The organism is Winslowiella toletana, from assembly GCF_032164335.1.
In the GTDB taxonomy this organism is placed as follows: Bacteria; Pseudomonadota; Gammaproteobacteria; order Enterobacterales; family Enterobacteriaceae; genus Erwinia; species Erwinia toletana_A.
Map to the genome: position 1 here is coordinate 2,935,289 of NZ_CP134152.1, position 26,910 is coordinate 2,962,198.

The 26,910-nt window shown below is 47.9% G+C and carries 33 protein-coding genes and 1 pseudogene; 1 reads left to right on the forward strand and 33 read right to left on the reverse strand.

Annotated features, from left to right (window positions below):
* Window positions 1–188: 188 nt before the first annotated feature.
* The 12 genes from RIN69_RS13700 to RIN69_RS13755 all read right to left on the reverse strand — a co-directional run bounded on the left by RIN69_RS13700 (window position 189) and on the right by RIN69_RS13755 (window position 10,429).
* Complete coding sequence (locus RIN69_RS13700) at window positions 189–455, reverse strand: hypothetical protein (protein ID WP_313852460.1); 267 nt, start codon at window positions 453–455, stop codon at window positions 189–191.
* Between the two features lie 459 nt (window positions 456–914).
* Entirely contained in the window at window positions 915–1,238 is a 324-nt protein-coding gene (locus tag RIN69_RS13705; RefSeq protein ID WP_313852462.1) for a S24/S26 family peptidase, read from the reverse strand.
* Window positions 1,239–1,240: 2 nt separating this feature from the next.
* Window positions 1,241–1,477, reverse strand: coding sequence for a DNA polymerase V (locus RIN69_RS13710; RefSeq protein WP_313852463.1), 237 nt, complete (start codon window positions 1,475–1,477; stop codon window positions 1,241–1,243).
* Window positions 1,478–1,628: 151 nt separating this feature from the next.
* The gene (locus RIN69_RS13715; RefSeq protein ID WP_313852464.1) at window positions 1,629–2,426 is read right to left on the reverse strand and encodes a hypothetical protein; all 798 of its coding nucleotides are present in this window, start codon (window positions 2,424–2,426) and stop codon (window positions 1,629–1,631) included.
* Window positions 2,426–4,474 carry a hypothetical protein gene (locus RIN69_RS13720; protein ID WP_313852465.1) on the reverse strand — a complete coding sequence of 683 codons (2,049 nt, stop codon included), beginning with the start codon at window positions 4,472–4,474 and terminating at the stop codon, window positions 2,426–2,428. The genes RIN69_RS13715 and RIN69_RS13720 overlap by 1 nt, the downstream gene beginning before the upstream one ends.
* 8 nt (window positions 4,475–4,482) lie before the next feature.
* Window positions 4,483–5,823, reverse strand: coding sequence for a phage tail protein (locus RIN69_RS13725; protein WP_313852466.1), 1,341 nt, complete (start codon window positions 5,821–5,823; stop codon window positions 4,483–4,485).
* A 2-nt stretch (window positions 5,824–5,825) separates the two neighbouring features.
* Entirely contained in the window at window positions 5,826–6,413 is a 588-nt protein-coding gene (locus RIN69_RS13730) for a DUF2612 domain-containing protein (protein WP_313852467.1), read from the reverse strand.
* Complete coding sequence (locus RIN69_RS13735; protein WP_313852468.1) at window positions 6,410–7,642, reverse strand: baseplate J/gp47 family protein; 1,233 nt, start codon at window positions 7,640–7,642, stop codon at window positions 6,410–6,412. The genes RIN69_RS13730 and RIN69_RS13735 overlap by 4 nt, the downstream gene beginning before the upstream one ends.
* Before the next feature lie 495 nt (window positions 7,643–8,137).
* Window positions 8,138–8,719 carry a macro domain-containing protein gene (locus RIN69_RS13740; RefSeq protein ID WP_313852469.1) on the reverse strand — a complete coding sequence of 194 codons (582 nt, stop codon included), beginning with the start codon at window positions 8,717–8,719 and terminating at the stop codon, window positions 8,138–8,140.
* Between the two features lie 82 nt (window positions 8,720–8,801).
* Window positions 8,802–9,518, reverse strand: a complete 717-nt coding sequence (locus tag RIN69_RS13745; protein ID WP_313852470.1) for a Rha family transcriptional regulator — start codon at window positions 9,516–9,518, stop codon at window positions 8,802–8,804.
* A gap of 79 nt (window positions 9,519–9,597) precedes the next feature.
* Window positions 9,598–10,182, reverse strand: coding sequence for a BRO-N domain-containing protein (locus tag RIN69_RS13750; RefSeq protein WP_313852473.1), 585 nt, complete (start codon window positions 10,180–10,182; stop codon window positions 9,598–9,600).
* 73 nt (window positions 10,183–10,255) lie between these two features.
* The gene (locus RIN69_RS13755) at window positions 10,256–10,429 is read right to left on the reverse strand and encodes an Arc family DNA-binding protein (RefSeq protein ID WP_313852476.1); all 174 of its coding nucleotides are present in this window, start codon (window positions 10,427–10,429) and stop codon (window positions 10,256–10,258) included.
* A 112-nt stretch (window positions 10,430–10,541) separates the two neighbouring features.
* On the opposite strand from RIN69_RS13755, the gene RIN69_RS13760 reads away from it, so the two are divergent.
* On the forward strand, window positions 10,542–10,895 hold the full coding sequence (locus RIN69_RS13760; RefSeq protein ID WP_313852477.1) for an Arc family DNA-binding protein: 354 nt from the start codon (window positions 10,542–10,544) through the stop codon (window positions 10,893–10,895).
* Window positions 10,896–10,950: 55 nt separating this feature from the next.
* Here the strand turns inward: RIN69_RS13760 and RIN69_RS13765 are convergent, their stop codons facing one another.
* The 21 genes and pseudogenes from RIN69_RS13765 to RIN69_RS13865 form a co-directional block, all read right to left on the reverse strand.
* The gene (locus tag RIN69_RS13765) at window positions 10,951–11,436 is read right to left on the reverse strand and encodes a type II toxin-antitoxin system death-on-curing family toxin (protein WP_313852479.1); all 486 of its coding nucleotides are present in this window, start codon (window positions 11,434–11,436) and stop codon (window positions 10,951–10,953) included.
* Window positions 11,437–11,442: 6 nt separating this feature from the next.
* Window positions 11,443–11,622, reverse strand: a complete 180-nt coding sequence (locus RIN69_RS13770; protein WP_313852480.1) for a hypothetical protein — start codon at window positions 11,620–11,622, stop codon at window positions 11,443–11,445.
* Between the two features lie 356 nt (window positions 11,623–11,978).
* Window positions 11,979–12,539, reverse strand: a pseudogene (locus tag RIN69_RS13775) (DUF6246 family protein).
* A 53-nt stretch (window positions 12,540–12,592) separates the two neighbouring features.
* Window positions 12,593–13,372, reverse strand: coding sequence for a hypothetical protein (locus RIN69_RS13780; protein ID WP_313852482.1), 780 nt, complete (start codon window positions 13,370–13,372; stop codon window positions 12,593–12,595).
* Between the two features lie 126 nt (window positions 13,373–13,498).
* Window positions 13,499–13,918 carry a hypothetical protein gene (locus tag RIN69_RS13785; RefSeq protein ID WP_313852483.1) on the reverse strand — a complete coding sequence of 140 codons (420 nt, stop codon included), beginning with the start codon at window positions 13,916–13,918 and terminating at the stop codon, window positions 13,499–13,501.
* 37 nt (window positions 13,919–13,955) lie between these two features.
* Entirely contained in the window at window positions 13,956–14,657 is a 702-nt protein-coding gene (locus RIN69_RS13790; RefSeq protein ID WP_313852484.1) for a Gp138 family membrane-puncturing spike protein, read from the reverse strand.
* Window positions 14,658–14,665: 8 nt separating this feature from the next.
* Window positions 14,666–15,514, reverse strand: a complete 849-nt coding sequence (locus RIN69_RS13795) for a baseplate hub protein (protein ID WP_313852485.1) — start codon at window positions 15,512–15,514, stop codon at window positions 14,666–14,668.
* 188 nt (window positions 15,515–15,702) lie between these two features.
* A complete protein-coding gene (locus RIN69_RS13800; RefSeq protein WP_313852486.1) occupies window positions 15,703–16,014 on the reverse strand; it encodes a phage baseplate plug family protein in 312 nt (103 codons plus the stop codon).
* The gene (locus tag RIN69_RS13805) at window positions 16,014–16,901 is read right to left on the reverse strand and encodes a phage baseplate protein (RefSeq protein ID WP_313852487.1); all 888 of its coding nucleotides are present in this window, start codon (window positions 16,899–16,901) and stop codon (window positions 16,014–16,016) included. The genes RIN69_RS13800 and RIN69_RS13805 overlap by 1 nt, the downstream gene beginning before the upstream one ends.
* Window positions 16,902–16,918: 17 nt before the next feature.
* Entirely contained in the window at window positions 16,919–18,985 is a 2,067-nt protein-coding gene (locus RIN69_RS13810) for a lytic transglycosylase domain-containing protein (RefSeq protein WP_313852488.1), read from the reverse strand.
* Window positions 18,986–19,184: 199 nt separating this feature from the next.
* Complete coding sequence (locus RIN69_RS13815; protein WP_313852491.1) at window positions 19,185–19,658, reverse strand: hypothetical protein; 474 nt, start codon at window positions 19,656–19,658, stop codon at window positions 19,185–19,187.
* 9 nt (window positions 19,659–19,667) lie between these two features.
* Complete coding sequence (locus tag RIN69_RS13820) at window positions 19,668–20,111, reverse strand: phage tail fiber protein (protein ID WP_313852492.1); 444 nt, start codon at window positions 20,109–20,111, stop codon at window positions 19,668–19,670.
* The gene (locus tag RIN69_RS13825) at window positions 20,111–21,589 is read right to left on the reverse strand and encodes a DUF3383 domain-containing protein (protein ID WP_313852493.1); all 1,479 of its coding nucleotides are present in this window, start codon (window positions 21,587–21,589) and stop codon (window positions 20,111–20,113) included. The genes RIN69_RS13820 and RIN69_RS13825 overlap by 1 nt, the downstream gene beginning before the upstream one ends.
* A complete protein-coding gene (locus tag RIN69_RS13830; protein WP_313852495.1) occupies window positions 21,590–22,150 on the reverse strand; it encodes a phage neck terminator protein in 561 nt (186 codons plus the stop codon). It lies immediately after the preceding gene.
* On the reverse strand, window positions 22,150–22,515 hold the full coding sequence (locus tag RIN69_RS13835; protein WP_313852496.1) for a hypothetical protein: 366 nt from the start codon (window positions 22,513–22,515) through the stop codon (window positions 22,150–22,152). The genes RIN69_RS13830 and RIN69_RS13835 overlap by 1 nt, the downstream gene beginning before the upstream one ends.
* Window positions 22,512–22,988 carry an HK97-gp10 family putative phage morphogenesis protein gene (locus tag RIN69_RS13840; protein WP_313852498.1) on the reverse strand — a complete coding sequence of 159 codons (477 nt, stop codon included), beginning with the start codon at window positions 22,986–22,988 and terminating at the stop codon, window positions 22,512–22,514. The genes RIN69_RS13835 and RIN69_RS13840 overlap by 4 nt, the downstream gene beginning before the upstream one ends.
* Window positions 22,989–22,991: 3 nt before the next feature.
* Complete coding sequence (locus tag RIN69_RS13845; protein WP_313852499.1) at window positions 22,992–23,408, reverse strand: DUF4054 domain-containing protein; 417 nt, start codon at window positions 23,406–23,408, stop codon at window positions 22,992–22,994.
* Window positions 23,408–23,764: a hypothetical protein gene (locus RIN69_RS13850; protein ID WP_313852500.1), complete on the reverse strand. Its 357-nt coding sequence runs from the start codon at window positions 23,762–23,764 to the stop codon at window positions 23,408–23,410. The genes RIN69_RS13845 and RIN69_RS13850 overlap by 1 nt, the downstream gene beginning before the upstream one ends.
* 66 nt (window positions 23,765–23,830) lie before the next feature.
* Window positions 23,831–24,856 (reverse strand): major capsid family protein, encoded by a 1,026-nt coding sequence (locus RIN69_RS13855; protein WP_313852501.1) that lies wholly within the window; start codon window positions 24,854–24,856, stop codon window positions 23,831–23,833.
* A 79-nt stretch (window positions 24,857–24,935) separates the two neighbouring features.
* The gene (locus tag RIN69_RS13860) at window positions 24,936–25,418 is read right to left on the reverse strand and encodes a structural cement protein Gp24 (protein ID WP_313852502.1); all 483 of its coding nucleotides are present in this window, start codon (window positions 25,416–25,418) and stop codon (window positions 24,936–24,938) included.
* A 9-nt stretch (window positions 25,419–25,427) separates the two neighbouring features.
* Window positions 25,428–26,900: a DUF2213 domain-containing protein gene (locus RIN69_RS13865; protein ID WP_313852503.1), complete on the reverse strand. Its 1,473-nt coding sequence runs from the start codon at window positions 26,898–26,900 to the stop codon at window positions 25,428–25,430.
* Window positions 26,901–26,910 lie beyond the last annotated feature (10 nt).

The window sequence follows — 26,910 nt, forward strand, 5'->3', positions numbered from 1 at the left end:
ATAAAATCGCTTGGCATAAATAGGTCTGTATCACAAACCGATGCGCTATTTACACATGTAACGATTTTTTTAGCAAGCATTATCATCGTTTTATTTTGTCAGCGTAATGTAAATGCGACGGCTTAATTTCATTTGCCGCAAAAAAAAAGACCCGCATAAGCGGGCCCGTTGTAGCAAGTATCAACCTGTCAGGCTTCGTTATCGATGCGATTGGCTTCAATCTCTAAATCCTGAACGGTTTTTTCCAGTGCTTCAAGCACCGCACCCTGTTTAGTCAGCAGGTCATTGATCGCTTCAGCGAACTCTTTGTTCTGATACTCACCTGCGTCAAACGCCAGCCAGTGTGTTGACAAGGTTTCCGTATTGGTCTGCGCATAGTGACGCATCTCTTTCAGCTGTGAAGTCACATCACGTAAATGATCGGTCGGCGTTTTCAGAGTTTCATTATCACTCATGCTGGTTCCCTTTCTGGTTAATTAGCGTAAAAAAATCAAACTACACAGCTAAATGTAGTAGCAAATCACCGTTTCGCCTTAGGAATAATCGGAAGATGTTAGCAGCATGTTTTTCAGGCACAAAAAAAGCTGCCAGCTAAGCTGGCAGCTTTCAGATATTCCTTGGCCTTTCTCCGGCGCTTATCTCCGGCACTCGCGTTATAAGCGGCGTTAGCTCTGTCAAAGGTCAGATACTATTATGCATAACTATTTTTAAACAAACATTACATAGCGCACAGTTTTAGCAGTAATCAGAATGGCTTTAAACTTGCATATTCATCATGCAGCATTCCAAAAAAAAGAATGAGTTAGATATAGCTAAGAGCGAGTAAACGCAGAGCCTTGCCGCAAGTTGATGTGATCAGCTAGTCTAGTTCACGTAACCTTGCGGCAATTTTTTGCCCCATACATGCCCCATGATCAGATAATCGGCCTTTCCGGTTCGTGAATCTTCAGAATCTCCGCTGTCACAACGCCTACCACTTCCAGTTCTTCCAGCACAGAACCTTCGAACGCTTCCCCCTCAGGCGTTATCAGACTCCTTCCCATTATCTTTCCGACCCCACACTCTCCCATCAGCTCGTAATAAATCATGCTGCCGCTTTTGGGTGGCACGCTGCGGTCAATGACAAGTAGCCGATCCCCGATATCACAAATCATCGTCGATGCCGGGTTCGCAACAACGAAGTCGTCAATCGTCAGGCGCTTCTCAATGTAATCGTTAGCCGGTGATGGAAATCCCATAGTTACCTCACGTTCGGGTTAAACAGCATGAATGTCCTGTCATCACCTTCCTGGGTGGATATGTCCCTGAACTGGTCGACGTGATGCTCTATCCAGCGGTTAGCCTCCGCGAGCGTCCAGTGCCAGTTGACCTTAGCCAGCTCTGTCGTGAAGTCTCTGGTTGTAACCGTTCGGCCGGTGCGCGGGTTGATTTTGACGGCTGAGCGGAAAGCCGCGTCGATTTCGTATCGTCTTGCCATGAATGATTAGCCTGATAATTACTGTATGTGCATACAGTATTATTGATCGAGAGGATTGATCAAGTGACTAAAGGACAGGTTTATGTAGGGTGTTGAGATGCGGGGATATTTAGGTGGGATAAGCCCGGACATTACCGGGCTATGATGTCAATTAGCTGAATCTGGTTCGGCTGCTGCTGTAGTCCGCCGTAAGCACAGATGAAGCCGAAAGTCCCGAAGCAACAAGGTCATCGAATCGGGTGCGATAAAATGATCCGGCGAAACTTCGAGTCAGTGATGTTGATGTGCCAATGTATCGTTGCGAGGAATCAGACGGCATGGTGTTGGCCGTAGCCTGAAATCCGCTGTCATAGACCGACACCTTATCCAGCCACATAATAACTTTCTGTTGAGTCCCATCCTCTGAAACCTGACACTCCACTGCAAACTGGTGTACATCCCCGTTATACAAAGGCATCAGCGCCGACGTGACAACATAGTTTTTTGACAAACAACGAACTTCTATAGTTGTTGCTGCGCCAGAAGCATCGCAGGTTGGCAAAAGACGCAAATAGGTAAATAAACTATTATAGGCGGGGCCAATATTCAGGGTCTGGTTATTCGATCCGCTTACGCCACCATTGGTTATTTTTAACCAGACAGTGAAAAGCCAGTGTTTGTCGCTCAGCGCCGGCACAAACTGAGATGGCAATTGAAACTGGTCAGATTTAACACCAGCCCACGTCATGCCACCATTAGCGTATTCATGTGCGAGGGAAAGCACTCCTGTGCTATCTTCATAACTCAATGACTTAATGACCGCTCCGGTCGCATTCGATGCTTTACCACCCGACCACTGACTGGACATGTCAAAAATAGCCCTGGTGCCTTTGTTTATTGATTTATCACGGTATAGCTTAACGCCAGTATCCACAGTGACGCCAGTCAGTTGTTCAATTCTTCCGGCCATTAAATTACCCACCCTTTTAATTTCATAAAGTTATAAACAAATTCCGCGTTAATTTCTGCTCCTACGCCTAAAGCATACTCCGGCGATAGAGAAACGCCGGAAGCACCCGGAGTTAATGTTTGCGCAGGGTGAAGAACGTCGTATCGCAATGTGTTTGGCGTTGCATCCTGCGCCATTAATTCAGCATCACGTTCATAATCAGGATTGCCGTGAGCAATAAAATTCGCTCTTAAATCCACCCCGTCTATTTCACAGTAAAACTCTGGAAATTCAGACTTCAATGCGGCGTTCAATGCGGCCATCTGAATATAACCGCTTGAGCCAGATGGCTCACTGCCATTATTGAAGTCAGGAAGTATCACAACCCTCTTCCCCACGTTCTTCAAATAATTAACCATCGCGATTGCATTTTTAATAATGGTCTCGGTCTGATTAATATTGTTACGCCCTAACCAAAATATATTTATAAACTCGTCGTTTAGTGGAACTTCCACATCTCCGGATGTGCTGTTAGCGACACCGCGCGTAGTGAATGGTCTTACATAAAGCGCCACCGGCTCAGGTACGTTCACCGCAGAACCTGCCGTCGTTCTTGTGAAGCTGGCCTGTGACCCGTTCCATGTGAAAGTCCCTTCAATGCCAGCAAGGACGGATGGGGGAACTGACAATGCTGTATTTCCAAAGTTAGCAGCCGGGCCAGCCACATTAGGCGTAAGGTTAACGCTACCAGACGCCGGGATTACACCCCCTACAGGCATATAGAATGTCGGGTCTCCACCTTGCCTTGCAGCGATGCCGGTACTTCTCAGGGATGACTTGCCGAAGTTATAAGTCGGTAGCCCAGTCAGTGATGCAAGCTTATTGAGGAAGGCGGCGTTATCCATAAAGCTGTGACCCCAGCCTGCAATCTTTGACCTGGCGATATACGAATGCTCTTTGAAATCGGGGTATGCAGCGTAGAAAAGCCCGCCGGGAGCGCTATCCTCCCTGTCTGACTTCCATACGATTCTGTCTAAAACATCCGGCCTGACATCCGTCTCATTGCTGGCACCGTTGGTGATAGCGGTCTCTTTGTTGGTTTCAGTGTTAATAACGCGAACCTGAGAATTTCCTGATGCATCAATTTGAGTAAAAGGGGCCAGGGGGTTAATTTTCTGTGGCTCAGGATTTTTTACTTTCTCTACAGCATCATCCCATTGAGGTTTTTTTACCAGGTATTCGTCATTGTCGAAGATGACGTTATATTCTTCATCAACTCTTACGAATGTGTTTTGATTAAACTCGTATTCTAACACACCTTCCATGAAGTTAGCCGAGTTGCTCAGATTGGTAATATTCTCACCAGTATCCTTTGAAAGAATACCCTCAGGGTCAATTGATTTACCTCTAACCTCCAGCTCTTCAAGTCTCAGCTTTGGATAATTACCTGTAACCAGGCTATTGAACTCATCATCAGCCAGGAAGTTAATCAGATTGTTTTCCTTATCCATCTGAATGATATCGTAATTTTCAGAAAACTCGAATTCTCCGTCTTTAGAAAATAATGAATACTTTGTGGTTTCATTCAGAGGGATTAGGTTGGTAATCGAAGCTGAGCCAGGCTGGCTTGCTACAGCCTTTGCTACTCCGTCATCGTTCAGATATGTGATGAAGGACTTATTCGCATCTTCACCCTGAGCAACTCTGAATATGTCTCCGATAGGGGTATTGGCTAATCCGGCAATAGTTCCATCCGGATCTGCTGGCGTAATATAGTAAGTGTTTGCATCCGCAATGTTTTGAGCGTTCTGCGCAGACAGAGCTGCTGCATCCGCTGAAGCCTGCGCATTGCTGGCGTTCTGAGACGACTCGTTAACGCTGGATGCTGCTTGTTGTGATGCCTCCTCCGCAGCTGCAGAAGCTTCCTCCGCTCTCTCTGCTGACTTCCTTGCCTCGTCTACATATTCGGGCGCTTTCCTTGCCTCCTCCGTGTACGCTTTACACTGGGCGGCCGCAACCTCCGCCACAGTTGCATACATGTGCGCTTGTTTGGTGTCTGATAGTGACATTATTAACCTCAGAATTTAATGCAGTAGAGTAAGGCTATGTTGCGAGGCCGTGTTTCATTGCCACCGGATGCTCCGGTAGTGAAGGTGTGTGTATGGTCGCCAACAGCATTAACGGTGATTGTGTGGGTGTGGGCGCCGGCACTTGCTGCTGTACCGGATACGGTGTGAGTGTGTGCTCCAGCGTTATCAACCGGCCGCTTCCCTACTACCGCGCCACCGCCGCCAGCAAAGCCCGTTTCATCCTGGTTCTCATCCCAATACGTATTGACTACGTGATTGTGATCCCCTGCTGTTGCTGCCGTGCCTGACACAGTATGTGTATGCGTGCCGGCACTTGCAGATGAAGCGGTATGCGTATGTGCTCCACCGCCATTTGTCGTTCCTGTGTGGGTATGGCTTTCATTTTGACCGCCTTGGTATGTGGCCATGCCCCTGCCCGGGTCTGCTCCACGCCCATTATCCCAGCCCCTTACAAACTCACCGCGAAGGTCTGGCAACGTGAAAGTAGTCGTTCCATTTCCTGCGCCGTAATAATTGCCTATGTGAGAGTAGAGTCGGGCATAGGTTGTTCTGCTTACTGTTTGCCCCCTACATTCCAGCCAGCCAGTCGGTGCAGTAGGGCTCGCAAACGCGACCACCGCTCCCACCATATCGTTATTAACATTAAGAGTTTCATCAACGATATTGGAGCCATCACAATAGAGTCGTGATGTCATACCGGCATAGACAGAAACTCCGGTTCCGGCGGCAGTTTTGCAGGTAACGTTGAAGTTGCCGGTGCAGTTATTCTGAACTACCCACGTTTTTATCCAGGCTGGGAAAATGATATTGATGTTGGCCGTTAATGTGCCTGACAGGGTAATCCTGTCTTTCGCGGCCTGAAGTGCTGACAGTGTCAGGCTGGTATTTGTGATGCCGGTAACAACGGTGGTTCCATAGTTATTAATAGGAACCCAACCCGTTATCGCGCCATTTGCCGATTCAGGTGATGTTTTATTCCCTTCATTAAGGTTCAGCCACTGCCCCGTATATGGGGTGCTGGGAATAATTGCACCTTTGGGATACCCGTTAATCAGTGTTGCGAATGCATTGTTAAATGCATAGGTCATACCGGCGTTCTGCCACTGCTGCTGAAGCGTGACGGAATACAATACCCCGTTCATATCCTTACCAGATGGCGGCTTTCCTCCGGCGCTTATAGGCTGCATAGTGACCGGAGGGAATCCTGTGTCAAATGTCGCCACCCCGTCTGACAGGGTGTCTGGAGTTGAATCAGTAGGTATGGTATTTTTATTGCCGTTGACGCCAAATGCTTTTGTAATTCTGGTTGGGCTATCCGATGAATTCATTTTTATACCTGCTGGACAATATTAACAGTAACCCCCACTGGAGCCGGTAGTGCGCCAGAGCTTTGCACTATTGCAAGGTCGGGCTGAGTTAATACAAATTCGAATACGTAACTCATTTTCATGTCACCATCATTTCTGACATAGCAACGCCCTCTGTCGCTGAACATATAACTCAGCAACTTATTAAGGTTTGGAATAGTGCAATCAGATATATTCGCCGCCGCTTTCATCATGATTAGCTTGCGGTAAACATCATTAGTCAGAGTTACTGTGGATGTGAGAACGTCGCTTGTGTAGAAAGGTGCCTGGTCAAAAGGCTGCGGGTCATCAAGTGCTGATGGGGTAGACAGTGCCTCACCAAATCCGAACACTATCTTATTCTCAGTCAAAGTTAATTGCCTGCTTACAACAACTATCTTTCCCCATACATCCAGACCGTATGTATCAGCAGTGTTTATATCCCATACCATTTCATAGAAATCATCGATAAACCTATCGATACCGACAGCTTCGTTGAAGGAATAAATTATGGATTTCAATTTCGGGCTGTCGGCATACTGAGTGAGAATAGTATCGGCGACATTTATCATGTGAGTGTAACCTGTATGTTTTGCCGGTCGAGAGTGGGGATCTGGTCAATACCAAAGGTGGCAGATGTTGAATATGTCGTGCCATTCGTGCTGATGCTGATTCCGAATATATCAACGTTATCCGGGTCTATTTCGGTGATGCCTGCGTAATATCGTCCGGCATAAATGCTTGAGGCAATGCGTGCGCGCGTTCCTCCATCCTCGCCCGTAAAGGCTCGGGTAACCGCATCTTTCACGCGCTCATCGATATCACTCGGCATGAAGTTATTATCAGCAAGCTCTACCCTGATATACACATTGACTGGTGCTGGGGTCTGCCACTTAATTTGATAGTCCGGGTATGGCTGCACATAATGCTCATCGTCATAAACGGTATAGGTGTTATTCCCCATCATCGGTGGTCCGGGCGGTAGTTTCTTGAAGATGGCAGTGGCGATATCTTCCGGCGCGCCGCCGTACACAGCTACATACAGAGAGTGAGGCGCAAGGGGGTAATTTGTCGCCCCTTTGTTAACTGTGTTCTCTGTATTGTTCTGTGTGACATAAGCATCAGTTACGCCCGGCACAGCAAGCACGCTCGCGTAAATTGAACCGAGCTGATTGTTTGCATTGCCCGCCACCGACTGCCTGCGGCGATATTCGAAGTTAGCGCGTCCTTCAACATCCGCACCAAGAACGCCTGCGGCAGCATTGCTAACTGAAGACCAACCGGATATGGATTTATATATAGTCTTCAGAGCGCCTATTGAGCACGGAATCGGCCCAGTGGTTTGGTTTTGAAACTCCACCATAACTGAACCATCTGCCCCAATAGTAGCGTCGGACAGTGAACCATATAAATATCCGGCCTCATCTTCAGCCATACTACCTGCAGGGATGATCGAACCTACCGATCCCGTACACGTGCAAGTTACAATCGTTCCAGAGGCAGGAATTCTTTCGAGAAAATACAGTCGCCCAATCCCATCCTGAAACTTGCCAGAGGAGAAATCCGGGTTAATGTTGTTAATTATCGCCAGTAGCTGGTCGTTTTTATCAGCAATTATTGCAGTATCTGATACTGCAATCTGACCTTGTGGAGTGGTCAATTCTTTGCTCATAGCCGTGCCGAGAGAAGAAGACATATCGGATAGCCTTCCAGCCAGAATCTCTCCCTCATCTGGCACATCAAGTCCGGTAGTTGAAAAAGTAACTGATGGCACTGATGATGATATTGTCGTGGTTGGCATTAAATTTCTCACATGTTAACTGTGTATTCGGTTCCGTTTGTGTCGACAACAACAATCACTCCTGTTGATGCCCGAGTGCCGCTGTTACTTATTACGGTGGCGGAAGCCTGAGCTATATACGGAAGCCGCATAGCTTCGTTCTCCAGATACGTTTGCACCGCCCCCGCTCCCGGTTGCACCCCCATAATATTTTCGAAGTAAGGGATGCCGGCCGTAGCGTTGTAGATGCACTCCCCACGGAGAGTCGAGCACGCTGTGGCAACATCCTGAGCACACGCGTAGGGATTATCGGTTGTTCTAAGATTGCCTTTGCCATCCAGTTCGATGTCCCAATTGTCCGGGTTTAAGTAGAGAGACAGGGTTATCAAGCGACCTCCAGGCGTAAAAAAACCCACAAGAGTGGGCTTGGTTGTGTAGGTTAGGGTTTCCAGGAGACCATCTGTTTAGATTCAAATTTCCTCCTGTAAAGGTAAAGCCAAAATCAAAGCCCCCTCATTAATTCCATGAAGGGTCAATGCGATGACAGTGCGAAGGTTCTTTGAACTTAAGGTGCATTTCGAATGCTTCCCGCATCTGACGCGCCATCTCTGCAGGATTCATCCCGCCAGTTAGAGAACACATGCCCGGACAAATGAGCGTCGAGAGCTCTAATTTCCGCGCTTCAGCCAATGCCGCAGAAAACGCTTTAAATGCATTCTGCGTATCTGCAACGTTCTGTGGAGTTTCCATCGTTGGTGCAACGATAAGATATTTCGGCCAACGAGGACCAAATCCCATAGCGTGAACTGAAATAGCATCACCTACCGGTAGATAGCCATCATAATTTTCCGCTATTTTTGACTGCACTCTGACCTGAAGCTGATAGCCATAAATTTGCAAATAAACCGCATCTATTCCGCCATTCATCCAGCCATAGCTGTTGGCAGGCGATACCAGAGCGTCACCACTTTCAAGTCGAATATCACCGCAAGTTGCGCTTATTCTAGACTCCTGATTTGATGGGCTAATGAAGTCAGAGAATGACTTTGAGAGCGCGTCGATTACGTTTGGATCAATATCAACGAATTTTATTTTCATGAGTAAATAGCTCTTGAGTTGTGGTCTCCGGGCATAAAAAAACCCGCCGGAGCGGGTTTGTGGGTCACTACAAATATTTTTTTCAGAATATCTTTTTCAAGTCGACGCCATAGACAGCAAGCCACGCATCACGAGGCCATGACTTAACAGTACCAAAGCGCTTATCTTCAACATCACGCGGCTCGGAGCCATTTTCACGGCACCACTTACGCAACGGCTGCCATTTAAATTCACGCCCGGTCTTCTTCTCCACCGGGATGATGGCGGCGAACTTTCTTCCTTCGCCCATACGCTCTGCAAGTTTATTTTTCTCTCGCACTGCGACTGATGCAGTTGCCATTGCCGTCGCTTCTCGTTTTTCACCGATCCAAGCTTTGGTTTCAATGGCGCGATCACGCTCAATTGAGAGCTTCTCTTTCTCTTCTTCGGCGACAACAAGAGCAATTAACGCCTCTTTATATGAAGAAGGTAAAGCTGGAGAATAAACGCCAGATTCCAGCTCCTGCCAACGGTCAACAAGCGCCCCAGTGAACTCTGGAGATAACTGTGCAACAACTACATAGCTATCTCGCTTGCAGAGATGATAAGTCTTCACCTTAACAGACTTGCCTAAGTTATTGATATTCTCGACAAACGCCATTGGCGCACCTGAAATTATGCCTTTTTGCATCAGTCGCTCGATAGAGCGCCGGACATCAGAGTGACGAGATTTAACCAGCTCCGCTATATCAAGGCTGGACATGGTGACAGCAGGGATATGATTTGATACATTAACTACAGTTGATGAAGATTGTTGCATATAAGACTCCAGTCAGAAGTTGATGTAAGCCGCCAGCAGCCACTGGCGGTTTTCCTTTATGCGCCGTCCCATGCGCCTGTCAGTGAATCCTCTTCCCATTCGTCGAAGCTTGTTCAAGAGCACTGCTCAATGCATCTGTTATTGCCAAAGATGATTTAATTCTCTCTGCCAGTTCAGCAGCTATAGGCGAACCCAGCGCCCTGAGAGAAGGTGAAAGTTTCTCGCACCATTCTTTGTAGATAATGTCCATGTGCCGCTTTACCACACCTGCGTTGTGGGCGTACAACTCGAAATTGAATGCTACCGGCACAGCACCCGTGGCAACTTCGCGATCCAGAATATCCAGCACCCATCGGCGGAACTCCTTGGCGACCGGTGTTTCAGCAAACATACCTACCAAATGAGCTCCGCGAATTGAGAACACGCGAACCTTTTTTGTACGTAAGCTATTGTTTATCCCGTTGGTAGTCACATTGACCACCATTGACATGGCCGGGGTGAACTCGTCTTGGTTTCGCGCGTAAATCTTGGTTATTGACTTGGCATCAGCATATTCAAGCGCCTTTGCAAGCTCTGTTGATGTCAGCCAGATCTTGCTGCCATCGTCAATCGGATGGAAGGTGGTGTTATGGAACTTCAGTTCGTAGTTCGTTATACTGGTCATGTCGATATTTCCTACGCGGTTATTTTCGATAGAGGCCCCGTTAGTGTTAGCGCACTGCGGGGTTTCGCATTTCTTACTGCCCACTCGCACGCTCTTCACGAAGACACCGCGCCAGACGCTGAACAATAGCCGAATTAATCGAAATGCCATCCAGCTCTGCCATGCGGCGGATTTCTTCCTTCATGCGCTCCGGTAAACGCAGATTGAAAACTTCATTTTTACGCCCGGTATAAAGTACATCTTGCATAACAACCTCCATCTTGGGATTAACTTGCCACCATTGATGCTAATTTAACACCATTGTGCATGGTGTCAAGTTAATCCTATGATGATAAAAATTTGTATCACGAGCGATCTATATGACTAAGTACCCCAGCCAGATGCAGGATAAATTCAATCTTCGCTTCCCGGACGGAATGAGGGATGAGATAGCTGATAGAGCAAAGGCTAACGGCAGATCAATGAACTCTGAAATTATTGAAATGATCAAATTCGCTATGGAGAAGCGCCCTTCGTGGGTGGCAGAGGATGAAATATTCATCGATGCACCCGGAGGCATTGGTAGCGAATCGTCCAGAAAAAAATATCCAGACAAAAAACCAGGGCTGCTGCTTCGAGAGATTCAAACGAAAATTGATGAGCTTACGGAAATAATGAAAAACTCAACATCAAAAGAAGAGGTTGATGAACGTATTAGCAAAAAGCCCACCTGAGTGGGCCAGAAAGCAAAAACCCGCCGGGTGGCGGGTTTAAGGTTACTAATTCAAATTAAGGCTTGAAGATGACTGCTGTGGTCTCGACTAAGGTAGAGATGGCAATTGTCTTTTGGTTGCAGAGATTTTTAGCATCATAAATTCTTGACCATTGGTACAGCCAAGATTCAACCTCTTCCGAAGAGTACTCTTTACAGGCTATTCCTACCGCCATCTCAACAATTTCTTCACCGGGGGCTGTTAGCTCATAGCCATTAAGAAGCAGGAATATGGCTCCAGCCATCATTGCTGTACGCTTATTGGCGTTTGCGAATGGATGGTTCTGTATCAAACTTTCAATTAGTGATGCAGCCAGAACAAACATGTCATCGGTTTGCTGGTAATACTTTACCATGCTAGGCCGAGCCTGAGATGAAGCAAGATTTGATGGGTTCAATACTGAAATCGGCTCATCCGGTGTTTGCTCCTCGATGAGCCGTCTGTTTATGGTAATCAGGTCGTCGATTGACAGGTAGTTAACAGCGTCAACTATCTCCACCATGCAGAATTACACCTTAGACAGATCTTTCATGGCGGATTCATAGCGAGTGAACGCAAAATCAAAAGCGTTTTCTACCTGACCAGAATGCGAACATTTGTCGCTGACCGCTGCCCGTGGACGCGCCACTGTAGACTTGTCACGAGGCTGTATGTTCAAGCGAACCGCCTTTCTTTGTGCGTGACCCATGAAAAAATCCTCGTTGTGTGCTGATTCAAACAAAACTTACCGCCAAGATAGGCGTGCAGTACATTTAATACTGCTGGTCATCTATGAGCAACCCTAAAAGCCGGTCGTGATATGATCACGTTCATAACAAAATATAAGACTGATTTTGCACGTTTCAAGATTTTAACCGCAAATTTCCACTAAAGAAGTGGTGATGTCGTCAAGGTTCGTCAAACAACACTAACAACTCAATCAACAAGTCAATCATTGCAATATGGGAAAATAGCACTTTTTGCTAAATTTTAAATCATAAAGGTAATGAGTTTGCTGGTTGATGAGCGTAATATACGCCGCCTCTCGTAAGGTGAGGGTTGAGTCTAGTTAATGTTCAATCTGGCTTTTCTTCTCTTTCTTCTTGCAAAGTATTCATCCGCCTCAGCATCGTACTCTTCCCGCGTGAACCCCTTCTGATCGGGATACTTCGCTGCCAGCATCAGGATAAACTCGGTCATAGATAGTTGCTGCGCTTCATCGCGGCTCATGCCGAACTGATTGCGGGCAGCGCTGATGTACTCGAAGGCGCGAAACTCCGTGGTCGCCTGACCGGTTTCATGCCGCTGCAACTGGCGAATCTTGGCCTTACCAATGGTGCCGTGGGTAATCAGCCCCTGCGCAACCGCCACCATGTCAAACGGAGTCATTGCACCCGGGCGGTATTTGAACGTGCGCTATCCTGCCTTTGCCGATCGCAGCTCACCCGCCAGCTTTGATACGTCACGGTTACAACATGCTGCTAGTACGGTCATTGCCGCCGATATCGACGCTTTGGCGATATGCTGCCCATCGATGTAGCTCACAAGCCATTCAGGCACTTTGCCGTATGCCTCAACCGCGCGTTGCAGTAGCGGCGTCACTTCATCATTATGCAGGTCATGCAACGCCTACAAGCCCCAACAAAAAGCCCACCTGATGGTGGGCTATTACTTGCTGATTACCTGCGGATTTTACCACTCCAAAGCATCTTCCCAACATCCTTTATGTATTTATCTGGCTGCTGATAGCATAGTTGCGCTTCATAAGTGCTACTGCCTCTATTCATAGAAAGCGCATAAGCATCATCTTTGTTGGATAAGAAGTGTGTTCTCATAAGATCTACGTATTTTTCCGCATTAGATCCGTATATTGGGAATAACGCATCGGTAGCTATCTTTAGGTAATATCCGTTTTTTTCCCCTGTCGCGGCTTCAGATGTAACCGCGTGAGCAACAGCCCTTGCTGATTCTATGGTGTTAATACATGCCTGCATCAGTGGGATGGTGTTTTTTTCAATGTACTCGCTTCTAGCTTTTATCTTCTCTGCAAACCTCTTCGACAAGAAGTCACTTCTTCCCATTTGCCTGAGGGGTGGTTGTGCATCCACCTTCATCTCTAGCTGCTTCTTACCATTGCTACGAAGCTCGAGATCAGCGTGCTTCTCACCCTCTTGCTGGGTTAGGTATATTTCAATACCATTCGGACATTCATATGTGGCTGAAGACCTCATCCCTCCTTTAGGTCCAGAAGAACCCATTCCGACGCTTTCACAGTGCATAGGTAGTGATCCAAGGTATTTAAAATCCAAATCCCCCATCCATACTTCTTCGTCGTCGTTATTTTTAATAGTCGCAGTAAAATGCCCATCTACCATTTTTAACTTTGTGGTAACTTGAGCAGCATCAGCACCTGAGTGAAAGCCAAGCACTGATACCAAAAGTAGTATGATTTTTTTCATTTAATTCATCTTAAGCCGGGATTGTGATGCTTATATGAGCAATGAATCTCATTAAAGTAAGGTCATTGAAGCACTGGCCCTTCAGATGCTTCACTCCCAGATCCCACTCCAGATGTCCTTAACTTTTCAGGGGTTAACGGCTTCATTTAACTCTCTGACGCTCTTGTCGAAGCAGTCTTGGTATCGCTGCCCTGAAACTCCAGGTATAACTATATACTTCGCCATAGGAATGTTGTTCTTAAAGAAATCAATCCTTTTATCAGTGATAGCCGCTGCGCCTGATTTATCAGCCCCAATCATAGATACTATTTTTTCTGCCACCAAAACAGCTTGCTCCCTAATCCCCCCACCCATTTTCCCCGCCAGCGCTGCATTTGCAGTTAAGTAGTCAAATTTAGTTTGGTTGTCGCAGCTTTTCTCTGCGATAGCTATGCTGTCCCTAAGAAACTCACTCCTGCTGTCTTGATCTGCCATGGCTGCAATTGGCAGTGACATTGCTATCAATATTGCTACATACAATTTCATCATTCCTCCGATTTTCATCATTCGATTATCATTCCGCATCAAGCTAATTGCACGCAATTTAAGCTACCGGGGTATCAGAGGTGTCATCTCCTCGCTGAATATTTGGTGTGCGATGGTTTTTCAGTGAGATATTTCCAGCCATGAAGTCTTCCGGGGTGATTGCTCCGTTTGCAAACAATGCAGAACCTCCAAACTCACCCCCTCCCTGCACAAGGTTTCCGTTGAGCTCGATTTGTGGGCCGTTAAGGGATATCTTTTCCTGGGCATTTACTGTTACGACTTTCCCGTTAACGTTTACATCTAACGGGCTGAGGATATCTATCCCGGCATCATGGAAATGTATGTATTGCGTTGGGTCTGAATTTAATGACGCAATGCCCGTAAGATATACCGCATCCGAACATGAGTGTGTGCGAAAGTTATCTGGCACTGATTCTGATTTTGTTCTTTTAATGTTGGTGATGTCCTTATCGCATACTGCAACCAGTCCCAAATCACCTACAACCGGGTCCATGATAACAGCGCTGTCGCCCCTTCTTAGTTGTAGGTATGGAACGTCATATATCACGCCCCTCTCCATCGCCTCATCATCCATTGTTAGAGCACTGAGAAGTGGCTTTACTGTTAAGGTGTTACCAGTTACCTCTTCTACTCTGACGATGTCGATGAACGAGTATCCGCCTATAAGATTACGGAGAGCAAACCCCAGGGCATTACCTTCGCAGGATACATCGGCGGACGTCTGATTTGATTTTGGCATTTCTAACCCTACATGTAGTTAAGGGGTTGAGCGACCACCGATGTTTCCCACGGGCCGCCTTCAACCATGCTAGAAAGGTAATGTGTTGTTCCAGCCAGGATGATGTATTCGCCTGATCCATTAGGCAAAGAGGTGTCAAGTATCAGCTTTCTTCCAACTTTTATTGAGCTTGAATATAAACATCTGAACAAAATTCCCTGATCGTAAAAAATCGGATATCCAATTAATCCGCGAGATGGAGAGACAAATGGCACCACGCCATCTATCGGGTCCTTGCCGGTATAGATGGTTGCAACACCGATATCCACCTCGAAGTTGAATTTATGATTAGCTGCAATGTCTGTGATCTGCTTTATGGCATTCCCTGGGTAATGAGGATTAAGCTCTCTTTTGTTTACATCTACATTAACAAAGGACAACCCGACCTTATTGCATATAGCCATGACGAGGCTACCCACATCTGCCACGCCTCTTACCACGGTATCTGAACATGGAAGAATCCTTTCATATCCCAGAACATTAGCTGTTATTTCAATTGGAGCATCAGGCATCTGGTTAAGGTTTATCCTTGAGGCAACAATCGTTCCTAGAAAAATCGTCTCCCCATTAGCCTTTAGCTTAACTAGGTTCTGTTTTTGTCCTATATACCTTTGAGCCTTAACTGTAAGCTTGGCCATGTGATCAAGAGATAATCCCCACAGTGACATCTCCATCGTAGTGCCGGTAACACCACCAAAAGCAGAGATTGAGACTTCACACTTCATGTTTCTCAAGGTCAATATGTTACCTTGCGCCTGGTCGAAAGTTCCTTCACTGAGCGTGAATTCCACCTCAAGTTCGCGTTTTCGATATGTCATCTGGTCCTCTGTGCAGATCATACTTCAGGACAGATACCTATCCTGCAAAGGAATATGTTGATTGCTCCGAGATTAGCGTCAACCAAAAAAAAGTATGGAGTTTAATGGCAATGTTAATCAATGCCCTTTTGATCTCTCCAGCTGCTTTTGCCTGATTTTCACCACTTAGACTTGCTATTTTTTCCAACTCATCTTGGTAATTTCAGTTCTTCCGCAGTCAGATAATAGAGTTTAAATCGTGTGCCGATTTCGTCATACGAGGGATCCAGGCTGCCTTTGCTGTCGATAAACACGAGGTCACCGACAAATCCAAGATAAGCGTATCGAACCATTCTGGTGCTGTTCAAACAAATTACACCTTGCATGATGGCCTTGTCGCCAACATACAAATCCATATAAAAACCTGTCGATCGCTGATGCAGCTTCATAGAACATGATTGCCCAGCAAGCGTAACGTTAACTTTCTGCGATTTGCTTGGTTGCAGTGATATTTCTTGCATTACATCACCACCTCTCTCACAAATTTATTTACACCGTTCTGAATTTGAGTTGCTACGGCGGTGCTGGTCTGCGTCCAGACTTTAGAAGCGGAGTCCGCAGCTGAATTGATGCCGGAAACTATTCCAGAACCGCTGGTTGCTAAAGCTTTAGAGAGCGAACCATTACCGCTGTCCCATGCATTTTTAACTTCATCAAGTGTCACCGGCTTTGCAAAAGCCTGGGTTGTATCTGTAGAGACCGCGCTTTGCTGGCTGGAGTTGCCGTTGCTCGTTGGCTGACTCTGTGAGACTGAGCTGGATATAACTACTTCGCCTATATCCATTACCTGCTGGAAGGTAGCGTTGACCGTAAGGAGCGTCTGCCCTTTCTGTGCGCCAACGTAATAGTCGTAATGAACCAGATCATAACCTTCATAAACCTGGTCAGGCGTCTCGATGTTATAAGTACTGGCGGTGTTCTTCATCCGCTCGAGAATCCGAAGAAGTTCTGTACGACTTAACGTTGAGAACTCCGTGACGTTGGGCACCGAACCACTGAAGGCCGTCCATCCTTGCAAGACAAAAACAACCCTCAGTTCGTTTGGCCGGCGAACCTTGTTATATGACGAGTAACTCCCCTTTTCTATCGGGGAATTGACAACTACTCCTTCTCCGTAAGGCTCTACCGATACCCAGCCAGAAGGTATGAAAACCTTATCACCGACATTTAATGATTGAACGTAACCCGGGGCAGGCCCCTGCCCTGAAAATGCAGCCAGAGATATTGCTGGATCTATAGTTCTGTATGTTATCCCCCATGATGGGGATAGCGTGCTATTAATGATTGAGAAGATACTGCCGGAGTTTATTGCCGACAGTAGCGTGGCCTCATTCAGGGAAAAAGCCATAGGAGAAGCCCTCCGCGTTAATTTGATTGCCCCGAGTTGAATGCAATGACTCTGACCCTGTTTTCTGCTTTGGATGCTATGTCTGTTGCGAGCCTGTCCACCGATTGCGGGGATGAATTCAACTTCACATCAGATATGTAGTATTGATTTCCCGCTGCGCCTCCATGGGGCTGCTCTCTCACGTTATCTACAGCCATTCCTGCGCCGGGGCGGAATCCTGACATTACAGCAGGCACATAATTTCGGGTTTCGAGAGGGGCATTGGACAGGCCTTTATTTTTAACGTTTCCAATTCCCCAATTGTATGCTGCCAGCGCGGATTCAATGTCGCCACCAGTCTGATCCATAAGCCAGCGAAGATACTTAGCTCCGGCCTCAGCTGACTTGCTCGGATTAAATACGTCATCTCCACTTAGACCGAGGTCTTTCGCTGTACCCGGCATTAACTGAAACAAGCCCTTTGCGCCCGCTTTTGATTCAGCCTGGGGATTACCTCCAGACTCAACCGACGCTATGGCGTTGAGAACCCCAACTGGCAATCCATACTTGGCTTCCAGTTGCCCGAACTCACCTGACATCGCCCCGAGTAGGGCTTTACCCTTTTCACCGAGCTTCGCTGAAAGAGGGTTTAGCGGAACATTCGGTTGATAACCGACATCCGCATTAGCTGATGGCACCAGAGCGCTTGCGATGGTCGACAACAGCGTTTTTGATGTTTCCCAGTAGGACCTTTCATCCTGTTGTTGTTTTCTCTGCTCTGGAGAGGGTGTAAATCTAGCGGAGTCCAGCATTGCGCGCGTAGCTTGCTGCTGAGGGCTTAAGTATCCTGCTGATGAGTCTGGAATTAATCCTTCAGAACCTGCATTTTTCTGTAGTGATGATTGAATCTGCCCCTTTGCTTCATCAGACATGCCTCCCAGAAAACTTGGCAGATAGTAGTTGAGCGTGTCATTGAGTTTTTCGTAGACGCTATCTTTCCGTGCATCAGCCGCGCTCTTGGTTATACCCGGTAACGCATCCTTTCCAGACGGCTTACCATCTTCAGTTCCGTGCCAGGCCTTCTTGAATTCCGAGCCAGCAGTGACAAAGTCACCATTGTTCAGAGCGTTCAGTGCATTCACAAGATGGTCAATCGTACTGCCAAGCTGCTTGAAATTAGACATCAGATTTTTGATGTCATCTGCCAGAGTCCATTGCCCCAATTCAGTTCCTGTTATGTCCTTTATGTCTTGCTTGAAGGACTTCCAGAATGGTGATGAATCAGATGCATTTTTACTCCACTCTTTGATTAATCCATTTAGCGTGCGAATAGTTGGTATGAGGCTGGTGTATAATTTGTTTTTGAGGTTGTCAAAATTCTGACCAAGATCTGTCCACGCCTTCGTAAACTCAGCAGCTGCAGTGAGTGACTCATTGGTTATTTGAGATGAGTTTTTATACTGCGTAGCAAGCTTCGGAAGCTCCCCACTTCGCATCGCCTGATACAGTGCGGCGTCGTTCCCGGTAATTTTATTACCAATGTACTGCGCGCGATCTGGGTTGTATTCCTTCTGCAACGCCTCGGAAAACTTCCTCATCATTTCATCAGCAGAGTCTCTCGTAGGGTCAAAGGTTACACCTGTATCTCCGCTAAGCATTGCCATAACCCCGTATAACGGATTTGAGGCATCCCCACTATTAAGAGCTAATGCTGCATCTCTGATGTTGAAGAGCGTCTGTGATATCTTCCCAGCGCTTGAACCTACAGCCTCAGCAGACCTCGACCATCCGTCAAGCTCTCTGGCTGACATTCCCAGCGCTTTTGATTGCACCGAAAGCTGCTGCAGATCGCTTGTTGTATTTTTAACAAGTGACGTGACACCACCAAAAGTAAGGCTAACTCCGACAAGAGCGAGTAACTCGTTCTTTATTCCAGAGAAAAAGCTTGCTGCCTTTTTTCCCTGAGCTTCCATTTCCTTGGCGGTTTTGGATGCATCTTCGCGGGATTCCTTAAATCCTTCGATGACCTCCTTTCTTTTCTTCTCGTAGTCACTGGCATCCAGCCCAAGAGTGATCATCAAGGCGTCAATTACAGTCCCGGACATCAGGATTCCCCCACTACTGATTTATTGTGATTATCCACAGTCTGTATCTCAATTAGCCACCACATATCCTGCACGCTGTAAACCGTGTCCAGCTCATGCAGTGTGGCCAGCTTCCCTGAGACAACGGAGGCAATAGTGCGCGGCATATTTTCATACTGAGCCAGGCCTCTTACTTCTTCAGGGAGCTGAACAGACAGGTCTAATCTGCGGTGGCCTGCAAGAAAGCCACGTGAAGTTTGAAAGTTTCGACCTTCAGGCGAAAATACGTACTGGACTCCTCGATATGGGAATCATCGAGGGGAATCACAACGCCAGGGCTGGCGACATACTCCACGCAGGAAAGCAACTCATCCATTAACGGCTTTGAGTAATCAAACGGAACTTTAGCGAGCGCGGTAATACCGAACTTGGCTAAGGCAACCATACCAGATCCCATGATTGAGTCGTGCAGAGCCAAAGTAGCTTCATCAGCCCCCTCCGGCTTTTCGGCAGACATAGCAACCAGAGATTTTGTTATGTTGGAGGGGATCTGAATACCAGTTCCAATCAGTGCGCTTGCAACACGGAATGCCCACTCTTCACCTGCCCGCGCGGCCATTTCTGTAATCTTAAACTGCTTACCTTTATCGCGACCGTTTGCCGTGACAGTGAAGATTTTCTCTTTGCGTGCCATTTATGCCTCTTATGCAGGGTTATAGTCCGAACCAACGATATCTTCCCACTCAATAAGACCAGCCATTGGCTGAAGAATACGAGCAGCAGAGGGAATTGCTTTCCATGATTTGAAAATGCCGTTGGTCAGCACAAATTTACGCCCGAGCGATGGGAGATAAATGGTTCCGTTGCAGCGGAACAATGATTTAGTCGTTCGCTGGGTTTGATACCAGGTGTCAATCCTGCTACGACTTGGGGAATCAGGCAGAATATGGAACGTCCAAGGTAAGTCACCAGCCACCCAACCACCAGTCAGCTTGTTGTCGGCGGTACGGACGGTTTCGGCAATAACAGTGTCGCCCATATCAAATATGTTCTGCGCTTCGAACTGCTCCAGTCGGAAACCTGATGGGTAAAGGTTCACAACTGAAATGTTAATAATGCAGTCTGCGCTGGTTAGTGAATTAGCCATCAGGCGACCTCAATACTGTTCAGGGTGAGTTGCTGGATAAATCCGCCATCGGTGTACCAGAGGTAAACTTCCGGTGACGTGCGGGCGGCGCGCATAGCTGCTGTGAAGGGCCCGATATACAAATAGTAGCCAGCTGAGCGCAGAGTTTCTGTAGGGTCGATGCCAGTGGCATTTTTGATGGAGATAATTTGATTATCGTCCAACTCAGTGCCGGCGCTGATGCCACCCCATGCTTTAAACTGCTCAATTGTTGATGTCATACATCCCTCAATTGCAGCCCGGCCTGCAGAGGCATATGGAATGTAAGTTTCAGACTGGAACAGAGTAATGACATCTTTCTGCAGGTTTGCGTTTAGCCATATCTGACCGGCGTAAGCATCCAGCCATTTGTAGTCACCTGTGATAGAGCCAGGACGCCATTGGTTGGTAGAGAAAGCATTCTCAGCATAATTGCCATAGAAGTTATATCCATTGGCTATAAGTGCAGTTGAATCTGCAGCATTTCTTGCGGTTGGCAAAAGCCCATCAAGCACCCGGAAAGCCAGTGAGCGACGACCGTTCAGCTGATTGAAATTGAGGCTGGAAATGAATCCAAGAACGCTTGCTGCGTGCGCGGCTCCCCCATAAACCGGAGACACGCCAGCGTATCCATAGGTTTTGATAATGTCGAAGGTCATAGTTTCTGTTGAGCCTGCCACAACTGCTGCGCCTTCCTGAGTGAAAGGGACATAAATAAATCGGTTCGATTGATTGTTTGTCCACTCGGAAAAGGCTAGCGCCTGACTATTATCTGGCTCAAAAGCCGTAGAGAAACCAGCCCAGTTCTGAACATTATTTACTATGCTCGCCATGGCATCAGCAACTACTGCTGGTGCTGCACCTTGTGAGATAACCGCGCCAGAGGAGGCCGTTAGTTTTAGCTCGGATGACAATGTGCCGGTTGCATACGAGACAGAGCTTGACTCCCCCGCTGTAGCAGAAGTGATGACAAAGGCCTTTTGCGTCGTATCGTATTCGACGGTGACACTTGATCCGATGCTGGCTTCAATCAAATCAGCAGCCTGTGCAAAACTGGTCGCCGAGCTCAAATCAATATCTGCAGAAGTATGTGAAGTGCCGTCAACCGTCAGAGTTAACATTCCGGATAACAGCTTTAACTGATCAAGAGTCATGCCGACCATTGACCCAGAGCGCAGCCATGCTGCAGCAGAATCAGCATTGAAGCGCGAAAACAAAATTGCGCCTGGAGTGCGGGATGAATTTTTATATCCCTTAAAATAGATTGTTGCCATTGCGGACTCTGTTGATGCACTGCCGAAATATGCAGAGACATCTTCTGGCGCATTAAACGTCAGTACAGTGCCTAATGGTGCATGCTCATTTTCAGTTAGAATGAGCCCGCTCAGGTCGAGCGCAGATCCGCTTGGCGACAATACGCCAGGAAGGATTTTAACGATTTGGGAAAGAGGAATCGCCATTTAGACATTCTCCGGTGGAAAGTTGGCATCAACTGAATTCGCGCTGACGCTTGCATTTGTCATGAATTGTTGAGGAACAACGACAGCGGCAGGAATTTGTGAGTGCACGTCGCACGTCCAGCGGTTTTCCCACTGTGCTTCTCCGTTGATCATCGTCATTTGTTTAGTGTCCGTGGCAAAAACTGGAGTTATCAGCGGCAGGTTTCTTTCAGCGGAGCTCCGCCTGAACCATTCACAGGTATAATCCGTGCGGTATATCGTTGAGATGATGTTTGCGAACTCCTGAGCTGAATCTCCATAGAAATCCAGCTGGCATCGCCATACGGCTGTTCGCCTGTGTGTTTCTGTACTGATGTCGCTATCGGGCTCAAACTGATACGACACGGCGTTTGTGGACAGGCCATCCACGCCGAGCGGGGTCATGACAATAAAATTTCCTGTCGCCATGGCGGTTCTGTTCTGCTGTGCCTGTCGGCAGGAGGTTACTGCTACATGAGAGGTGAGAAAGTCCCGAAGCGAATAAAAAAGCCCATCCATAAGCGGAGTGACTGTTGCTGTCATTATCCCTCCTGTAAGCGGAGAGCAAGTGAACACCAGTCAGGCCACAGCTCGATAACAGTCGGGATCATCCACACCTGCTCACCAATGATTAACAAGTCTCCACCTGAGCGCCCGGGGCGGTTGATAGCACTGAAATTACCGTTGACGTAGAATTTCTTTTCAACGCCGGTAATATTCAGGCCATCCAGATGTTGCAGGTCGCGCCAACTTAAAGGCTGCAACTGTCCGCTCACCGAAACATCCGTGTATGTAGGTTCAACACGACCCGATGGGGTTTCTGTCTCACCGGCGTACACCCGGACAACAGCATTTATGAACGGATTGACGCTACCAATGGCCCCGGACGCTATCTGATGCAGGTTCATTCTTGCTCTCCGGTGATAATTTCGAAGTTCACGGCCTTTTGCATGCTTCCGGAATCAACCAGCGTTTGCGTGGGGTTAGCGCGTCCTTTTTTGGTTTTCAGTTCAACCGTGTGTTCAGCGTTCGGTGGGGGAACAATTTTTTCAATGGTGTCCCGGATATCCTGCACCATTACCTCACCGAGTACGCTAAAGGCGCTGTTAATGCCTTCGGGCGTCGCAGGTTTCCTGCTGATAAGTTTTCCAAGGGTATCGGCCCACTCGCCTGACTTATCCGCGACCGTGTTTCTCATAAATGGCCGCGCCGGGATATCGCGCGTGCCAAATTCATTGGCGGCGGCATAAGGTGCAATCAGCTCATTATTTTCTGAGTTGGTCGCCCCCGCCAGGATGCCGACATTCATCTGAAGCTTCATACGCTCACCAATGCTTGCCAGTGCAGCTTCGAGCTTGTCTCCACCTGATATCTTTGACATTACTTACCCCCAAGGGTGATGATATTTCTGAGCGATATACCGACCACCCACAACATATTTTCTCGTCGACTGCCAGTAAGAAGCGCCACAGGGGGTAGATTTAAACCAGGATGCGGTTGCCACATCCGGCACGGCGAAAGAAACGCTTACGGAACCTTCAGATGCGCCTGACACTGGGCCTGCCTGTCCACCACCCCACAAAGCCACCGTTGCAAGGTGGCAAGTCAGCATATAAAGCAATGTTTTCCGATCCTTGATTCCTTTATCCGGCTCGTAGGGCACTATCGAGTCGACTGTGTTATCGAGCATCAGGCAGGCTGTATCGAAAGCATTTTCGAGCTGGGCAGGAGTAAGATCACCGGAGAATCGAGGGTAGACAGACAGGAACTCGTCGCTATTAAAAACAACTATCGCCATCATCAGCCCTCGCTGGTTGAAGCCTCTGTGGTTTTGATCGTCTTGTCATTTTTTACATCAACCGGCTCAAGTCCGTGTTTTACTCCCCTGGAATCAGTCGCCATATCATCAGCGCTGGCGTTATCGCCTGCATAGACCAGCGTACCATTTGAGAACTGTGGCATTTTTCCATAGAGAGACAGCACTTCCTCCCATTCATCAGCCGGTACGACAGTGCATCCAAAACCACTGGTCAGAACGCCCTTTTCGAGGCCGATAAGATGGAAGTCGCTGCCTACCAAGGCAACTTTGCGACCCTTAGAAATATCAAAAACGATACCGTGCGGATGCTTCAGACGAACGTAAACAGAGTCAGACATAGTTGTTTCCTGAGGTGAATAAGCAGCCTCCTCGGAGGCTGTATTTTTACGCGGCCGGGCCATGAATTACACCATGCCGGTCATTTGTGCTACGGCAGCAGGAACCCGGATAACTCCACCGTAAGTAGTACCTGTAACCTTTTGCGCAAAGGAGGAAAGTGACGGAATAATGCGACCCATACGGATTTTCTCACCAAAACCGAGCAGGCCAGTTTCGTTACCGAGAACCTCAGGCGCAATCATCATCATCGTCTCTGATGCTGCTGGAGCATGAGCTGCTCCCAATTGCGGCAATGAAACAAACTCGAGGTTGGGGAAGTACTCCTTCAGCATGGACATTACTGTCACGCCAAGTTGCGTTGGCTCAGCCAGTAAAGTGCGCAGAGCTGGAGAGGTCGCCAGCTTCAGGCGTGACTTCTCATCAACCAGGCCGCTCAACTGAGTTACCAGCTGAGTAAACAGCTTGATAACGTCATTGTATCGGGCAATAGCATCTTTGGATGACCAGGCTGTAACGCCGTCCACTGAAATTGGAGTGGTTGACGCTGGCAGATTTGGATCGTTCAGCACGCCATAAATCTCTTTGCCAGCAACGCCGAGCAGATAGAACTTGTTTGCATCGATGTCGATTGTTGTCGCTGCTGAGCGCTGCTTGCTCGCGGCGAGGTTAATTTTCACCTGCGAGGCCATATCCTGCTCCAAATCTCCGTACTCAATAATGGTCTGGAACCGGTATTGCTCGCGCGTGTGCCACTCTGAGTTGAAGCCTGATACACCGAACTGACCGAAGTCAGAATAAGCAGCAGTGTTCCCGGTGATTTCATCTGCACGCCATTTAAAATAAGGTGTGGTCCAGTCACCGCGCTTTTCCTCATTGAACAGTTCGCGGGCATTTCGTGGCGCGGTCAGAATTTCGATTACAGTCGGGTCGATATAAGCCAATAGCTCAGCCGGAATGGTAGAGTTTGGCGTGGTGATTAGCGCGGCGTCATTGACGATATGCGGCATGTTCTCAGGCGTGATCCACTCGCGGGCATTTCGACCAAAGTCAAAACCGTAGGCGCGCGCCTGTGCAAAAGTTGGGTTTGGCATTTAATTTTCTCTCCATCCGCACGTGAAGAATTCCACCGGCTTATTCCAGTGTTTTTCACATGCGGATTTTATTCAGTGATTAAGCGGCGGGATTCCAGTTGGAAATAAAAACCAGTCCATCAGCAGAGCGTACTTCTTTTACGACAAATCCGGTTTCAATAGAGCCGGCAACAGTCTCACCAGCATCGGCATAGCTGATAGTGCCATCAGTTGTTGATGCGAAGGCTTTCTGACCAATGGTTGGTGCGGCACCGGTATAAGCGGAATAGAACTCGCCGATAGTGGCTACCGTTACAGGTGTTTTATCAGTGATGCCCAAAGTGCCGCTTGAGGTGACAACGTAGTTGTAATAATTGATGACACGCTGTACGAAGCCAGCTACGACCGTGCCAGATGTTTTCACCTGATTAGCCGGATCAGTTCCCTGAAACACAAAGCGCCCGACATAAACCACTCCTTCAGCGAGTGGATTACGAGGCAGGTAAACAACTGGGTTATGTGATGCCCGGTCACCGACTACTGCGCCGGAGTAGTACAAATTAACTTGTTTTTGCAGAGTCATGAGGCCCCCTTAGAGTTTAATTTTGTTGAGACCAGCAAATGGGCCTTGCAGAGTGCCCGGTGCTGCGTCGAAAGTTGGGGCTGGAGCCGGGCTAGGCTTGTTTGCTGCCAGCATATCGACCATGCCCTTGTATGAGGATTTTTCGTACTGTCCAATTTTCACACCTTTCTGTTTCAGGGCGTGTCCATAGATATCCTCTGCACTGTCGAAGGCCATTACATCAACCTCTCCAATAAGTTCACGTACCTTACGGCCTGCTTCATTGAGGCTGCGAAAATGGCTCTGCGCTTCAGTGCGAGCCTGCAGTTTAATGGCATTGGCATCCATCGCCGGTGCGCCACTTTTTTCAGAAGCAGCCTTCTCTTTCTCAGCCTTCTCTTTCTCGGCCTTCTCTTTGGCCTCTTTCTCTTCCGGCGTCAGCTCGTCATCACCAATTGGCTCTTCAAGGCATTCAAGCAGCTTAATCAGCAACTCATCCGGAACTTTACCTTCGAGCATTGCTCGCAGGCTCTCGGATACGTTGTCATCATCAAATGTGGTCTCTTCTTCCACCTTGATCTCTTCTTCCGGTTTAACTTCTTCTTCAACCGCTTCCATCAGCTCGGCCAGCTCTTCAGGCTCAATTTCCATGTCCTGTGCCAGCTGATTACCGTACTTGCGCACAACGGCTTTCGCCAATGTTGCCGGTTTTTTGTATGAGCCTACCAGCTTGGTCAGGTCAGCATGTGCTGCATCCATAGCAAGGCGAGGCTTGAGGTAAGTAGACAGGGCTGCACGCACCGCCACCTGTGCTCGGGTAAGTTTCATATTGTTGGTTACCTTTTTTCTGAGTGTTGACGGCATTGCGTCGTGAACTGCGACATCGGGACCGGCCCGACCTTCTTTTACCAGCGCTACATGATTCCCTCTGATATTTCGCATCACGAAATCGTAGTGAACGCCGTTAAACTCACCGGCGGTGAAATCCGGTTCGAAATAGTACCCGCAGCTGATTTCTTTCAACTTTCCGCTGGCGATCGCATCAATGGCAGACTGGTCAGTTACAGTTAATGAGTTGTCAAGATATGGCGCACTCCATACTGGAGTCGTGCCAATTGAGCCAACGCGCTCGTCTTTGAGTGGCGTTCCAGCTGAGTCCTGTTTGTGGACAATCAGAAGCGGCATACCGTTAAAAGTGTCTTTAGCCTTTTCCAGTTCCGCTGCTGAGCGATAGCCGTAATACACCCGTTCGGGATCAAGCCCCAGGTCTTTATATCCTGGTATTTCTCGTCCGTAATACGGCGCAACCTGCTCTTTAGTGAGGTGTGTCTGCGATACATGGAGGTAACCGTTTTCATCTATTCGTCGACGGCTGGCTTCGTCAAAGGCCAGCGCGTAAGATGACCTAAGCTCCGCCTCCTCCCGTGTGGGATAAATTTTCCCATACACGTTTCGGCGAAACCCCCTCCTGCCGCTTTTAAATGTTACTTCTCGGATTGGCATGGTTATTTCT